This window comes from Clostridium facile (assembly GCF_014297275.1).
Taxonomy (GTDB): domain Bacteria; phylum Bacillota; class Clostridia; order Oscillospirales; family Ruminococcaceae; genus Massilioclostridium; species Massilioclostridium facile.
Genome location: NZ_JACOQK010000001.1, coordinates 1,149,125 through 1,162,783, shown reverse-complemented (window position 1 = coordinate 1,162,783; position 13,659 = coordinate 1,149,125). Strand labels below are relative to the sequence as shown.

The following is a 13,659-nucleotide window of genomic DNA, read 5'->3' as shown; positions in this document are numbered from 1 at the left end:
TCTGCTATAATAAAAAATAAGAAACAATAAAAATGGAGGAGATCTTATTCCTTATGATGGATCAAAGACCGGACCCAGAGTTGTTGCTGGGCCAAATAAAAAAGGAACAGGAACAAAGCGCCCATAAAAGAGGAAGGCTAAAAATATTTTTTGGTTATGCGGCTGGTGTGGGGAAAACCTATGCCATGTTGGAAGCTGCCCACCAAGCAAAGAAAAAAGGGGTTGATGTAGTTGCGGGCTATATTGAACCCCATGTACGTCCAGAAACTTTAGCATTGCTGGACGGATTGGAGGTTTTACCTCTTTTAAAAGCTCACCATAAAGGAATTGTGTTAAATGAGTTTGACCTGGATGGAGCGTTAAAACGTCATCCACAGCTTATTTTAGTGGATGAATTAGCGCATAGTAATGCGGATGAGTGCCGGCATATCAAGCGTTATCAGGATATTAATGAACTGCTTACAGCAGGTATAGATGTATATACCACCGTAAATGTGCAGCATCTGGAAAGCCTGAATGATATTGTTGCATCTATTACTGGCGTTACAGTACGGGAGCGTATCCCTGATTCTGTATTTGACAATGCGGACCAAGTAGAATTGGTGGATATTGAACCGGAGGACCTAATTTCCCGTTTAAATAATGGAAAAATTTATCGAGAGCAGCAAGCTCAAAAGGCGTTAGATAATTTCTTTACAGTGGAAAATCTAATTTCCTTGCGGGAAATTGCCCTCCGCCGTACTGCTGACCGGGTCAATAGGGTTTCTGAAAAAAAGAAGAAAAAATCAACTTCCTATACAGAAGAACATATTCTAATCTGTTTATCTGCTGCCCCTTCCAATGCGAAGGTAATCCGGACAGCGGCCCGTATGGCAAGCGCATTTAAAGGAATGTTTACCGCATTATTTGTTGAAACGCCGGATTTTGTGAATATGAACGATGCAGACCGGATGATGTTGCGGAATAACCTGAAATTGGCAGAACAGTTAGGGGCAAAAATCGCCACAGTATATGGAGAGGATATTCCCGCGCAGATTGCGGAATTCGCACGGTTATCCGGCGTTTCTAAAATTGTACTAGGACGCACCAACGCCAAAAAAAATCTCTTATTTCCAAAACCTTCTTTTGCTGACCGTTTAACTCAAATGGCGCCTAATCTGGATATTTATATTATTCCAGATAAACATACGCACCCTTACCGAAAAATGAATTTTCTACAGAAACATCAGTACACTTTTTCTGTCAAAGATACGGTAAAAGCATTGGGTGTATTGATCATAGTAACATTGATTTGTTTGGGATTTTTTGAATTGGGATTTAGTGAAGCCAATATTATTACTATTTATATTTTAGGTGTACTATTAACCTCGATTATTACCTCAAATATCGTATATAGTCTAGTTTCAGCGCTGTTTAGTGTACTTGTCTTTAATTTTTTGTTTACAGAACCCAGGTTTACCTTTTCCGCAAATGGGGCAGAATATCCAGTGACTTTTGTGGTAATGTTTATTGCGGCGTTTATTACAGGTACGTTGACTATGAAATTAAAAGACCAGGCAAGACAAGTTGCGAGAAGGGCATATCGTACCTCTATTTTATTGGAAACGAATCAGAAATTACAACAGGCGAATACGAAAAGTGAAATTATCTGTGAAACCGCAAACCAGTTGATTAAATTATTAGACCGCAATATTATCTTTTATGGCAGGGAAAACAATTCTCTCCGTCCACCAGCTGTTTTTTGTCGTTCTGAATATGAGGAGGATATTTTACAATATACCACTCATGAGGAGCAAGCGGTAGCGAAGTGGGTGTTTAAAAACAATAAACATGCAGGTGCAACAACTAATACTCTACCAGGAGCAAAATCCCTTTACATGGCGGTTCGGGGAAAAGAACAAGTGTATGGTGTGGTAGCAGTTGTATTGAACCATGACGAACTGGATTCTTTTGAAAACAGCCTACTGATTTCCATGCTTGGTGAGTGTGGCCTTGCCTTGGATCAGGAATATTTAAATGAAACCAAAAAGCAGGCTGCTATGAAGGCGCAGCAAGAACAACTGCGTGCCAATTTACTGCGTTCCATTTCCCACGATTTAAGGACGCCATTAACCAGTATTTCTGGTAATGCAGGCATGTTGATGTCTAGTGCGGATTCTTTGGACAAAGATAAAAGGATGCAATTATATACAGATATTTATGATGACTCTATGTGGTTGTTTAATTTGGTCGAAAACTTGCTCTCTGTTACTAGAATTGAGGATGGCAGTATGAATATCCGCTCTGAAGTAGAGTTGCTGGAAGAAGTAATTACAGAATCTCTTCGCCATATTAACCGGGAAAGTGTAAAACATCATATCCGCGTGGAAATGGAAGATGATTTGATTATGGCGCGAATGGATTCCCGTCTCATGATTCAAGTATTTATCAATATAATTGATAATGCGATTAAATATACGCCAGAAGGCTCCCACATTACGGTTTCAGTCAAGAAAAAAGAAAAATGGGTAGAAGTATCCATTGCCGATGACGGTAATGGAATTCCTGATAACGAAAAGGTGAATTTATTTGAAATGTTCTATACTACCCATAAAGGAGTGGCGGATAGCAGGCGAGGCCTTGGCCTTGGTTTAGCATTATGCAAATCCATTATCAATGCTCATGGAGGGGATATTTGTGTAAAAGATAATCACCCTCATGGTGCAATATTCCAATTTACACTACCGGCTGAGGAGGTAACCATTCATGAATAAACCATTTTTATTGGTTGTGGAAGATGATCATGCTGTCCGCAACTTAATTACAACGACCTTGGAAACTCAAGACTATAAATATCATACTGCGGTGAACGGAAACCAGGCATTAATGGAAGCGGTTTCTCAACACCCTGATATTATCCTGCTGGATTTGGGATTACCAGATATTGATGGGGTTGATGTGATTAAAAAAATCCGTACATGGTCCAATGTACCCATTATTGTGATTAGTGCTCGCAGCGAGGATCAGGACAAAATTGATGCTTTGGATGCTGGTGCGGATGATTATTTGACAAAGCCTTTTAGTGTACAAGAATTATTGGCGCGTCTTCGTGTAACATTACGTCGTATTAGTTATACCAATAGTATTGCGGAACAAGAAAAGTCTATTTTTGTAAATGGTGGCTTGAAAATAGACTTTGCTTCTGGCTGTGCTTATATTGATGGGAAAGAACTGCACCTTACCCCAATAGAATATAAACTGCTTTGTTTATTAGCGCGTAATATTGGTAAAGTGCTGACCCACAAATTTATTCTAAAAGAAGTTTGGGGCAGTACTTTGGAAAGTGATATTCCATCTTTGCGGGTATTTATGGCGACATTGCGCAAAAAAATTGAGCAGAATACCAGTAATCCAAAATATATTCAAACTCATGTTGGAGTAGGATACCGGATGTTACGTATTTCTTCAGAAGAATAAAGAGAAAAACCTCCTTCTTTGTGAACACAAGGAAAGAGGTTTTTTAATAACAAGCACAAAAATAATGGGTTATTATCGGTAATAGTCAGGATAGGCATACAATGTGGTAAAAGAAATTTTTTAGTAACTTTTCATGATTCAAAATATTTATACTTAGTTGTAGTGAATCTGATTAAATTGGGGTAATTTTACTTTAGTGGAAACAAAAACACGTTGAAAAATAATAAAAATCCTATTATGATAATAGGGGATAAAAGTAACACAAATTATTTATTAAAATTGTGGTACTATATCTAGTATATTAGATAAGGAATAACCCAATTTATTCTATAAATTAGGAATCAATACTGCAATTTACACAAAAGATCCGTTTTGAACTGTGGATAGTGCCATATTGTGTGAATAAGTTTTCAAAAATCGAGAAATCACTTGATATTTTTCTGATTTTCAGTTAAAATTTATATGTTAAATAGAACTAAATTAGGGTATTTTGTTCTGTTTGGTATTGTAAATCCTGATATTTTTTTGGAAGTTCAATATCGCAGATCAACTGCCAAAACTGATTTAAATGGCAAATTCTACAAAAATATTGGGTATCCAGTTTGCTGGAGTCAAACAATAAAATGGGCCGTTTGGTACTGTTAATAAAAGCTCTTTTGATATTAGCTTCATCTTCCGAAGGGACAGTTGCTCCAATGGTTAGGTCAATTCCTCTACTGGACATAAAAGCCAAGTCGGCATGGAAATGGGAGATGAATTCACAGGCAGCAGACCCAACAATGGATTTGGCATTTTGTCGAACCATCCCTCCAGCACAGTAAACCTTTACCCCTTTGTAATCTGCCAGGATATCCGCTACACGGATGCCATTGGTTACTACTGTAATATCCGAATAGTTTTTCAGGTAGCGGGCTAACCGGCAAACTGTACTACTGGAATCTAAAAAAATGGTTTGTCCATTTCGGATATACCGGAGCGCTTTTTGAGCAATCATGTCTTTTTGCTCCATGTTTTCACTTTCTCGTAAGGCAAGGGGAAATTCTGATGTAGTGCTCTCAATAATGGCAGCGCCACCGTGAGTTCGTTTAATTAGCCCATCTGCTTCCAGTTTTTTTAAATCCCTGCGGATCGTCGCACCACTGGAATAAAGCTGTTTGCAGAGGTCTTCCACAGAGGCAACATGCTGTTTGGATAAAATTTCTAAAATATCATTTTGTCTTTGTAATGGTAGCATAATTTTCTCCTGTTATTATTTTTGTAATATCCTTAAAATCAGTTGTGTTTTATTAAGGTTGATTATTTATGATTATTTATGATTAAATTCACCCCTATTAGTGTGCATTAATCTAAATTTACGCCAGATATAGACACAACAAGGATTTTCCTATATAATAATGGTAGCAAATTATCGGGAAAAAAGCAATCAATTTTAATCATAAATTAGAAAGGCGGTTGATTGATATGGACATTTCTGTGGTGAATTTAGCACAAATGTACTATCATCCGCCCATTTGTGCTAAATTTTATTTTTGATTCCTATACTGTATTTATACAGTATTAAGATAACATATTTAAAGGAGATGTGAGTATATTGGGTAAAAAACGTGTGCTGGCATTCGATTTCGGTGCTTCCAGTGGTCGTGCAATTATTGGTGAGTTTGATGGTAAGTCCTTCCAAATGGAAGAAATCCATAGATTTACCAATGACCCTGTTATGGTGAATGGAACTTTTTATTGGGATATCCTCCGTTTGTTCCATGAAATTAAAACAGGTATTACCAAAGCAATCCATGCAGGCGGTTTTGATGCAATTGGTATTGACACTTGGGGGGTTGACTTTGGCCTGTTAGATAAAAACGGCAACCTGTTGCAAAATCCTGTCCATTATCGTGACTCCCGTACAGATGGTATGCCAGAAAAACTGTTTTCTGTTGTTCCAAAAGAAGAAGTGTACAATGAAACAGGAATTCAAATTATGAAATTCAACACAATTTTCCAGCTGTTCACAATTGCGCAAAAAGAACCAGAACTGTTGGAAAGAGCAGAAACAATGCTGTTTATTCCTGACCTGTTTGCTTATTTCTTAACAGGTGTGAAAAAAGCGGAATATTCTATTGTTTCTACTTCCCAGATTATGAACCCTAATACAGGGGAATGGACTTATGACCTGTTGGAAAAATTGGGTGTTCCTACTTCTATCCTTCCAGAAATCATTGACGCTGGTAGCATTTATGGCATGTTGTCTGATGATATTTGTGAAGAATTGGGCGCTCCAAAAGTTCCAGTAATTGCAGTATGTACACATGACACAGCTTCCGCTGTTGTATCTGTTCCTTCTGAAGAAAAAGACTTCATCTATATCAGCTGTGGTACCTGGAGCCTGTTTGGTACTGAATTGGATAAACCAATTATCAGCAAAGCTTCTGAAGAATTGAACGTAACCAACGAAGGTGGTTATGACAGAACAGTCCGTTTCCTGAAAAACATCATGGGCACTTGGTTAATCCAGGAATCCCGTAGACAGTGGATCAGGGAAGGCTTTGAAGTTACTTTTGCTGATCTGGAAAAAGAAGCACTAGCTTGTGAACCATTCAAATGCTTTATTGATCCAGATTGCTTAGACTTTGAAAAACCAGGCAACCTGCCAAAACGTGTACAGGAATTCTGTGAAAGAACCGGCCAATATGTTCCTCAGAACCGTGGCGAAATCATGCGTTGTATCTACGAAAGTTTGGCAATGAAATACCGTTATGCTTTCAATGCAATCCGTGAAGTAACTGGCAAAACTTATAACACAATTCATATGCTGGGTGGCGGTACCAAAGATAGACTGCTTTGTCAGATGACAGCAGATTCCTGTAATGTAAAAGTAGTTGCTGGTCCAATCGAAGCAACAGCTACTGGTAACATTGCGGTTCAGCTGATTGCGTTAAATGAAATTAGCGGTTTGAAAGAAGCTCGTAAAATTGTAAAAGATTCTGTTGAACCAAAAGAATATGATGTAAAAGACGCAGCGAGTTATGATGCAGCTTATAGCCGCTTCTTAGAAATCGTTGGTAAATAATATAACATAGATTGGGGCATATAAAAGTTATGAAGATTCTGGTTATTAACTCAGGAAGTTCTTCATTGAAGTATCAATTTATTGATATGGAGACAAATGATGTTCTCGCCAAAGGGTTATGTGAACGCATCGGTATTGATGGCGTAATTACACATAAAAAAAGCGGCGCAGAAGATTATAAAAAAGAAGTGGATTTAAAATCCCACGACGAAGCAATTCAGCTGGTACTCAGCATGTTGCAGGATGATACATACGGCGTGATTAAAAGCATTGATGAAATTGATGCTGTTGGCCACCGTATCGCCCATGGCGGTGAAAAATTAAAAGAATCCGCCGTAATTAAAGATGAGGATTTGGAATATTTATATTCCATTCAAAATCTGGCGCCACTGCACGTTCCACCTGCAATCAAAGGGATTGAGGCTTGCCGTAAATTGATGGACGGTGTTCCACAGGTTGGTGTATTTGATACCTCTTTTTATTCTACAATGGAACCAGAGAGCTATGTATATCCTCTGCCTTATGAATTATATGAGGAACATCAAATTCGTCGCTATGGCTTCCATGGAACTTCCCATCGTTATGTTGCGTCCCGTGCAGCAGAAATGTTGGGTAAAGACATCAAAGATTTGAAAATTATCACTTGCCACTTGGGGAATGGTTCTTCCATTACCGCTGTCGACCACGGTAAAGCAGTGGATACCTCTATGGGATTCATGCCAAACGGTGGTATCCTGATGGGTACACGCTGTGGTGATATCGATCCTTCCATCCTTCCATACATGGTGAATGCATTGGGAATGAGTGGAGAAGAAGTAGAAACCATTATTAATAAAAAATCCGGTTTGTTAGGCGTATCCGGTGTTTCCAGTGACGCCCGTAATGTTAGGGAAGCCGCTGCACAGGGAAATGAAAGAGCACGCTTGGCGGAAAAAATTCTGGTACACGGCATTAAAAAACATATTGGTAGCTATGTAGCGGAAATGAATGGGCTGGATTGCATTGTCTTTACTGCTGGCTTAGGTGAAAACAGTGCGGATGTCCGGGAATGGGTATGTGAAAACATGGACTACCTGGGTATTCAAATGGACAACGAAAAGAATGCGTCCGCACCAAGAGGCCAAGAAGCAGATGTTACTGCAGAAGGCGGAAAGGTAAAAGTGTTGGTAATTCCAACCAACGAGGAATATATGATTGCGCTTGATACTGCTACTTTAGCAGCACAAGATAAATAAAAAAACTTTAACTGAAAAAGTGAGGTAATGAAAAATGGTATCAGGATACGAAATCAAAAAAGAGATTTGCGAAATCGGTAGAAGAATTTACATGAACGGTTTCGTTGCTGCTAACGATGGTAACATCACCGTTAAAATCAGCGATAATGAGTATTACTGCACACCAACAGGCGTATCTAAAGGTTTCATGACCCCAGATATGATCTGTAAAGTAGACGCAAAAGGGAACAAATTAGAAGGTAGAGCTGACTGCAGACCTTCTTCCGAAGTTAAAATGCACATGAGAGTGTTCGCTGAAAGACCAGACGTAACAGCTGTTGTTCATGCTCATCCTCCTGTAGCTACTGCTCACGCTGTATGCAATATCCCTCTGGATACTTTCATCATGCCAGAAGCAGTTATCTTCTTAGGTACAGTTCCAATCTGTGAATATGGTACCCCATCCACAAACGAAATTCCAGATTCTCTGATGCCTTATATTCAGACAAATGACTCCTTCCTGCTGAAAAACCATGGTGCTCTGACCATCGGTAACACATTGGAAAAAGCATATTTCCTGATGGAATCTACAGAATTCTTTGCAAAAGTTAGCATGTACTGCCGTCAATTAGGTGGCGCTCAACAGTTAGACTGTGACCAAATTAACAGATTGCTCGAACTGCGTAAAGAATTTGGCGTACCAGGTGCACACCCAGGTTGCCCACAGTGTGAAGTTCTGCCAGGTTCCGCTGTACCAGTGAACTCTGCTAACCCAGACGGCAGCCAGGTAAGACATCCAGCAGCTGTAATCCCATCTACACCTCCAACCAACACTGCTGCAAACGTTGATAACAGCCTGATTGCTGAAATCACTAAAAAAGTAATTGCTCAACTGAACAAATAATTTTTTGACAGAAAAGCGAGTTTGGTTGTAATGCAAAGGGAACTTTGCACCCCAGGAACCATAGGTTCCATATCAAGTATATTTTAGAAAAAACCGTTTGCGCCCTTGTCCTCTTGGACTTAGGTTTTGACTAAAATCATGCTAGTAAACAATCATTAAAGGAGGTGGGCGATGAGTATTTATACGCGTAATGGCGATACAGGGTTTGCCAGTACAAAAAATCGTATGAGAATCCCAAAAAACAGCCCTGTGTTTAAACTGTTGGGAGCATTGGACGAATTCTCATCTGCCCTTGGTTTATCAAAACAAAAACTGCCTCAAACCATCAGAGATGTTGTAGAACAAATCCAGCAGGATGTCATTGCGATTTCTGGCGAAATCGCTGGCGGTGAAAAATTCACCACCAAAGAGAAAGTGGATCATCTGGAGCAAGCGATTGATTCCATTATGACCCAACTGCCAGAGATCAAATCCTTTATCCTCCCGGGTGAAACCGAAGGAGGAGCGGCTTTGGACTTAGCCAGAACGGTTGTACGCCGGGCAGAGCGTGAAGCTGTTGCCGCCTCTCAAATGGGTGGTATGTCCCGCGATACAATTGCATGGCTAAACCGGATTTCCGATCTGGTATATGCATTGGCTCGAATGGCTGATTTTTCCGGCGGCACACCAATTTCCAAACCTGAAGAAGAGACAGCAACCTCAACCCCTGTTGCAACTCCTGCGGTTGCGGTGGCAGCAGATGAAAAAATCACTGTCGACGGCAACCAATTTTGTGATAAGGCGGAGCGTTTATGTGAAGCTGTTATGACAAAAGCGCGGGCAGAAGGTTTGGGTGTTGTAACCGCAGTATGTGACAAAGGTGCCAACCTGGTCGCGTTCAAACGGGATGACAATGCATTTCTCGTCAGCATTGATGTGGCGATAAACAAGGCATATACAAGTGCCTCCTTAAAAATGACTACTGAAGAAGTAGCCAAACTGACCGAGCCCGGGGCAGGCCTAGAGGGCTTGCAATACACCACAAATGGGAAATTAATCCTGTTTGGCGGCGGTGTCCCCTTGTATGATAGTAATGGGGAACTGGTTGGTGCATTGGGTGTCAGCGGAGGTACAGCTGACCAAGATAAAGGGCTCGCCGAATATGGTGCTCAGCTCTTTACAAAATCATTTTAATATATTCGATTAAAATGAAATTTTCATGAAGGGGGTTTGGAAAAAGAATGGAATTTTCCCAAAATCAAATTGATTCAATTGTACAAAGTGTTGTTGCTCAGATGCAAGGTACAACTCCTACATCTGCTCCAGCATACGATTCCACTCAATATAACGGAAGACAATACTTGGGCGTTTACGCTACCATGGAAGAAGGCATTGATGCCGCTGCTGATTCTTATAAAGTAATCCGCAACATGAGCGTAGAACAACGTGAAAAAATCATCACCGAGATCCGTAAACTGACCCGTGCGGAAGCAGAAATTATGGCAAAACTCGGTGTTGAAGAAACCAAAATGGGTCGTGTTGAACATAAAACACTGAAACATATTTTGGTTGCTGATAAAACACCTGGTACAGAGGATATTCAGACAGAAGCACAGTCCGGTGACGGCGGCTTGACTCTGGTAGAGATGGCTCCATTTGGAATCATCGGGGCTATTACACCAAGTACCAACCCAAGTGAAACAGTAATTTGCAACTCTATTGCAATGATTGCTGCTGGTAATGCGGTTGTATTCAACCCACATCCAGGTGCAATTAAAGTTTCCAACTATGCGGTAGACCTGGTAAACCGTGCATCTTTGGCAGCGGGCGGACCAGCTAGCCTGGTTTGTTCTATGGTAAAACCAACCATGCAAACTGCAGATGTAATGTACAAAGATCCAAGAGTTAGAATGTTGGTTTGTACAGGTGGTCCTGGCGTAGTAAAATCTGTTCTATCTTCTGGTAAAAAAGCAATCGGCGCAGGCGCAGGTAACCCACCTGTTATTGTTGACGATACTGCTGATATTAAAAAAGCTGCAAAAGACATTATTGATGGATGTACATTCGACAACAATCTGCCATGTATCGCTGAAAAAGAAGTATTTGCTTTTTCCAACATTGCAGATGAACTGATGTACAACATGCAGCAGAATGGTGCTTACTTTATTACAGCAGCTCAGGCTGATGAACTGGCAAAAATCGTTTTGGTAGAAAAGAAAAACGAAAAAACCGGTAAAATCACATACTCTGTTAGCAGAGACTGGGTTGGTAGAGATGCGAAGAAATTCGCAGCTGCTTTGGGGATTGAAGTGGACGACAGTGTTCGTTGCCTGATCTGTGAAGTAGAAGAAGACCACTTGTTTGTTCAGACTGAATTGATGATGCCAATCCTTGCTGTTGTCCGTGTCAAAGATATTGACGAAGCAATCGAGAAAGCTGTCCGTGCTGAACATGGAAACAGACATTCTGCTCATATGCATTCCAAAAACATTGAAAATCTGTCAAAATTTGCGAAAGCAATTGAGACAACGATCTTTGTTAAAAATGCTCCATCTTATGCTGGTATCGGTTTTGGCGCAGAAGGCCACACAACCTTTACCATTGCAGGACCAACTGGTGAAGGCTTGACTTCCGCAAGAAGCTTTACAAGAAAACGCCGTTGTGTAATGAAAGATATGTTCCATATCATCTAATTGGTTTTCCATTAGATGGTTTGGTAAATTGATAGAAAATAGAGGTGCATATAAATGGATTCTAATCAAATTAATGACATTGTACGCCAGGTTCTGGCTGAAATGAATGGTGCAAAACCTGCAACTCCAGCTGCTCCAGCTGCTTGCAACAATGCTCCAAAAATTCCTACTACTGCTAAAGTAGCTATGCTGACTGGCTTAAAAAACATTGAAGTAAAAGAATTCCCTATTCCAGAATTAGGCGATGATGATATCCTGGTTCAAGTTGAAGGTGCTGGCGTTTGTGGTACAGACGTTCACGAATGGAAAATGGACCCATTTGGTATCATCCCAGTTGTATTGGGCCACGAAGGTACTGGTACTGTAATCGCAAAAGGTAAAAACGTTACCTGCGATACTTCTGGTAAACCATTGAATATTGGCGACAAAATCGTTACTTCTGTAATGAGCTGTGGAGAATGCGGTATTTGCCGTATGCATCCAGAAAACACAAACCTGTGTGATGGCCAAGGTGTATTTGGTTTGGTACAGGATTCCGATCATAACCATCTGACTGGTTGGTTTGCAACCCACATGGTAATTAAAGGGGATAAAAACCCAACTTACTTTGTTGTAAATGACCTGAACCTGAAAGAAAGAATGTTACTTGAACTGGTTACAGTTTGTGTACATGCTCTGGAAAGAGGAAAATCCACAGGTCTGTTGAACTTTGCTAGCACCGTTGTATTACAAGGCTGTGGCCCTGTAGGTTTGACAATGCTGTCCGTTCTGACTGTTGCTGGTATCAACAACGTCATTGCAATTGACGGCAATGCTCAGCGTTTGGAAATGGCGAAAAAATTAGGCGCTAACATGACCATTAACTTCTCTGAAGTAAAAGACTTGGAAGAAAGAGTTAAAATGGTAAAAGAATCTTCCTTGACTGGTTTAGGCGCAGACTTTATTTACCAATGTACAGGTGCACCAAAAGCAGCAGCTGACGCTTATGAATACATCAGACGCGGCGGTGGATTCTGTGAAATGGGCTTCTTTGTAAACAATGGTACCTATGAAGTAAATCCACACTTTGCTATGTGTCAAAAAGAAATTAACATGGTTGGTTCTTGGGACTACAGCGCTCAGGATTATCCAATCGGTATTGCATTCCTGAAACAAGCTAGAAAATTAGGCGTTCCAATCGAAGAATTGATCACTCATTCTTATCCATTGGATCAAATGAATGAAGCTATGGAAACAAACGTAGCTCAAAAAGGAATTAAGATTTGCTATATTGCCGAATAAGCAAAAGTATGTTATAATAATAACAAACAATAGCAACTCTGTAAGGGAGAAAGATTTATGGCATTAGGAATGATTGAAGTTTACGGTTTTGCAACATCCATTGTGGTAGCTGATGCGGCAGCAAAAGCTGGCAATGTAAAGATCGTCGCTATCGAAAACAACAAACCAGCTCCAGCAGTGGTGGATACTGTAGCAGTCCCTTTGGTAATGTGTGTGCGTTTAGAAGGGGATGTAGCAGCTGTGGAAGCAGCTGTAGAGGCAGGCTCAGCGGCTGCAAAACAACGCGATCTTTATATTACTTCACATGTGATTTCCCGTGCAGAATCTGACACCAATAAATTAGCTTATAAAAATACGCTCGGAAGAGATAAATTATATAAGCACAATAAAGAAACAAAATAAAAGATTTGTATAATAAATTCAATTTCAGAAAGGATTTGAATATCATGGTAGAAGCTTTAGGTTTATTAGAAACAAGAGGTTTAGTTGCTGCAATCGAAGGCGCAGATGCAATGTGCAAAGCTGCAAATGTTACATTAGTTGGTTCCGAAAAAATCGGTTCCGGTCTGGTAAACATCATGGTTCGTGGCGACGTTGGAGCTGTAAAAGCTGCTGTTGAAGCTGGTGGTCAAGCTGCTTCCCGTCTGGGCGAAGTTATTGCTACACACGTAATCCCAAGACCACACAACGATGTAGAAAAATTGCTGCCAACAAAATAATTAATTGAGGTGACTGCGATTGGATAAGGCAATTGCGTTATTAGAAGTGCAAGCGTTGACTGCGGCAATCGCCGGACTTGATGCTATGTTAAAGGCTGCCGATGTCAGACTTATCCACGTTGAAAAACGTTTGGGCGGTCGTTTGGTAACCATCGTAATTGATGGTACAGTATCTGCGGTAACCGCAGCTGCTGAAGCCGGTGCACAAGAAGCTGACAAAGTTGGCTCTGTAAAACTTTGCGAAGTAATCCCAAGTCCTCATGAGGAATTAATTCCATTCCTTTATTCGGATGATTTGGATGATTAATCAGCAATAGGTTTGCTGTGCAAATAATCGGTAAAGCCGAAA

At 40.4% G+C, this 13,659-nt stretch carries 12 protein-coding genes; 11 read left to right on the top strand and 1 reads right to left on the bottom strand.

Annotated features, from left to right (window positions below; genetic code table 11):
• Positions 1-53: 53 nt before the first annotated feature.
• Together H8Z77_RS04850 and H8Z77_RS04845 are read left to right on the top strand one after the other, a co-directional pair.
• Positions 54-2,753 carry an ATP-binding protein gene (locus H8Z77_RS04850; protein ID WP_186996344.1) on the top strand — a complete coding sequence of 900 codons (2,700 nt, stop codon included), beginning with the start codon at positions 54-56 and terminating at the stop codon, positions 2,751-2,753.
• Positions 2,746-3,456: a response regulator gene (locus H8Z77_RS04845; RefSeq protein WP_069989054.1), complete on the top strand. Its 711-nt coding sequence runs from the start codon at positions 2,746-2,748 to the stop codon at positions 3,454-3,456. The genes H8Z77_RS04850 and H8Z77_RS04845 overlap by 8 nt, the downstream gene beginning before the upstream one ends.
• Positions 3,457-3,931: 475 nt before the next feature.
• Here the strand turns inward: H8Z77_RS04845 and H8Z77_RS04840 are convergent, their stop codons facing one another.
• Positions 3,932-4,690: a DeoR/GlpR family DNA-binding transcription regulator gene (locus tag H8Z77_RS04840; RefSeq protein WP_069989053.1), complete on the bottom strand. Its 759-nt coding sequence runs from the start codon at positions 4,688-4,690 to the stop codon at positions 3,932-3,934.
• 357 nt (positions 4,691-5,047) lie between these two features.
• Here H8Z77_RS04840 and H8Z77_RS04835 point away from each other — a divergent pair, with 357 nt between their 5' ends.
• From H8Z77_RS04835 to H8Z77_RS04795, 9 genes are all read left to right on the top strand, one after another.
• Complete coding sequence (locus H8Z77_RS04835; protein WP_141720217.1) at positions 5,048-6,520, top strand: rhamnulokinase; 1,473 nt, start codon at positions 5,048-5,050, stop codon at positions 6,518-6,520.
• A gap of 29 nt (positions 6,521-6,549) precedes the next feature.
• Positions 6,550-7,755: an acetate kinase gene (locus tag H8Z77_RS04830; RefSeq protein WP_186996343.1), complete on the top strand. Its 1,206-nt coding sequence runs from the start codon at positions 6,550-6,552 to the stop codon at positions 7,753-7,755.
• Between the two features lie 34 nt (positions 7,756-7,789).
• Complete coding sequence (locus tag H8Z77_RS04825) at positions 7,790-8,638, top strand: class II aldolase/adducin family protein (protein ID WP_069989050.1); 849 nt, start codon at positions 7,790-7,792, stop codon at positions 8,636-8,638.
• A gap of 171 nt (positions 8,639-8,809) precedes the next feature.
• Positions 8,810-9,811: a cob(I)yrinic acid a,c-diamide adenosyltransferase gene (locus H8Z77_RS04820; RefSeq protein ID WP_069989049.1), complete on the top strand. Its 1,002-nt coding sequence runs from the start codon at positions 8,810-8,812 to the stop codon at positions 9,809-9,811.
• Between the two features lie 47 nt (positions 9,812-9,858).
• Positions 9,859-11,310, top strand: coding sequence for an aldehyde dehydrogenase family protein (locus tag H8Z77_RS04815; protein WP_186996342.1), 1,452 nt, complete (start codon positions 9,859-9,861; stop codon positions 11,308-11,310).
• Positions 11,311-11,364: 54 nt separating this feature from the next.
• Positions 11,365-12,591 (top strand): zinc-binding dehydrogenase, encoded by a 1,227-nt coding sequence (locus tag H8Z77_RS04810; protein WP_069989047.1) that lies wholly within the window; start codon positions 11,365-11,367, stop codon positions 12,589-12,591.
• A 57-nt stretch (positions 12,592-12,648) separates the two neighbouring features.
• Positions 12,649-12,993, top strand: coding sequence for a BMC domain-containing protein (locus tag H8Z77_RS04805; RefSeq protein ID WP_069989046.1), 345 nt, complete (start codon positions 12,649-12,651; stop codon positions 12,991-12,993).
• 44 nt (positions 12,994-13,037) lie between these two features.
• On the top strand, positions 13,038-13,310 hold the full coding sequence (locus tag H8Z77_RS04800; RefSeq protein WP_186996341.1) for a BMC domain-containing protein: 273 nt from the start codon (positions 13,038-13,040) through the stop codon (positions 13,308-13,310).
• Positions 13,311-13,329: 19 nt separating this feature from the next.
• Positions 13,330-13,617, top strand: coding sequence for a BMC domain-containing protein (locus tag H8Z77_RS04795; protein WP_069989044.1), 288 nt, complete (start codon positions 13,330-13,332; stop codon positions 13,615-13,617).
• Positions 13,618-13,659 lie beyond the last annotated feature (42 nt).

Coding starts and splice junctions, on each gene's coding strand:
- H8Z77_RS04850 (WP_186996344.1), top strand. CDS start 54: ATGATGGATCAAAGACCGGACCCAGAGTTGTTGCTGGGCCAAATAAAA.
- H8Z77_RS04845 (WP_069989054.1), top strand. CDS start 2,746: ATGAATAAACCATTTTTATTGGTTGTGGAAGATGATCATGCTGTCCGC.
- H8Z77_RS04840 (WP_069989053.1), bottom strand. CDS start 4,690: ATGCTACCATTACAAAGACAAAATGATATTTTAGAAATTTTATCCAAA.
- H8Z77_RS04830 (WP_186996343.1), top strand. CDS start 6,550: ATGAAGATTCTGGTTATTAACTCAGGAAGTTCTTCATTGAAGTATCAA.
- H8Z77_RS04825 (WP_069989050.1), top strand. CDS start 7,790: ATGGTATCAGGATACGAAATCAAAAAAGAGATTTGCGAAATCGGTAGA.
- H8Z77_RS04820 (WP_069989049.1), top strand. CDS start 8,810: ATGAGTATTTATACGCGTAATGGCGATACAGGGTTTGCCAGTACAAAA.
- H8Z77_RS04815 (WP_186996342.1), top strand. CDS start 9,859: ATGGAATTTTCCCAAAATCAAATTGATTCAATTGTACAAAGTGTTGTT.
- H8Z77_RS04810 (WP_069989047.1), top strand. CDS start 11,365: ATGGATTCTAATCAAATTAATGACATTGTACGCCAGGTTCTGGCTGAA.
- H8Z77_RS04805 (WP_069989046.1), top strand. CDS start 12,649: ATGGCATTAGGAATGATTGAAGTTTACGGTTTTGCAACATCCATTGTG.
- H8Z77_RS04800 (WP_186996341.1), top strand. CDS start 13,038: ATGGTAGAAGCTTTAGGTTTATTAGAAACAAGAGGTTTAGTTGCTGCA.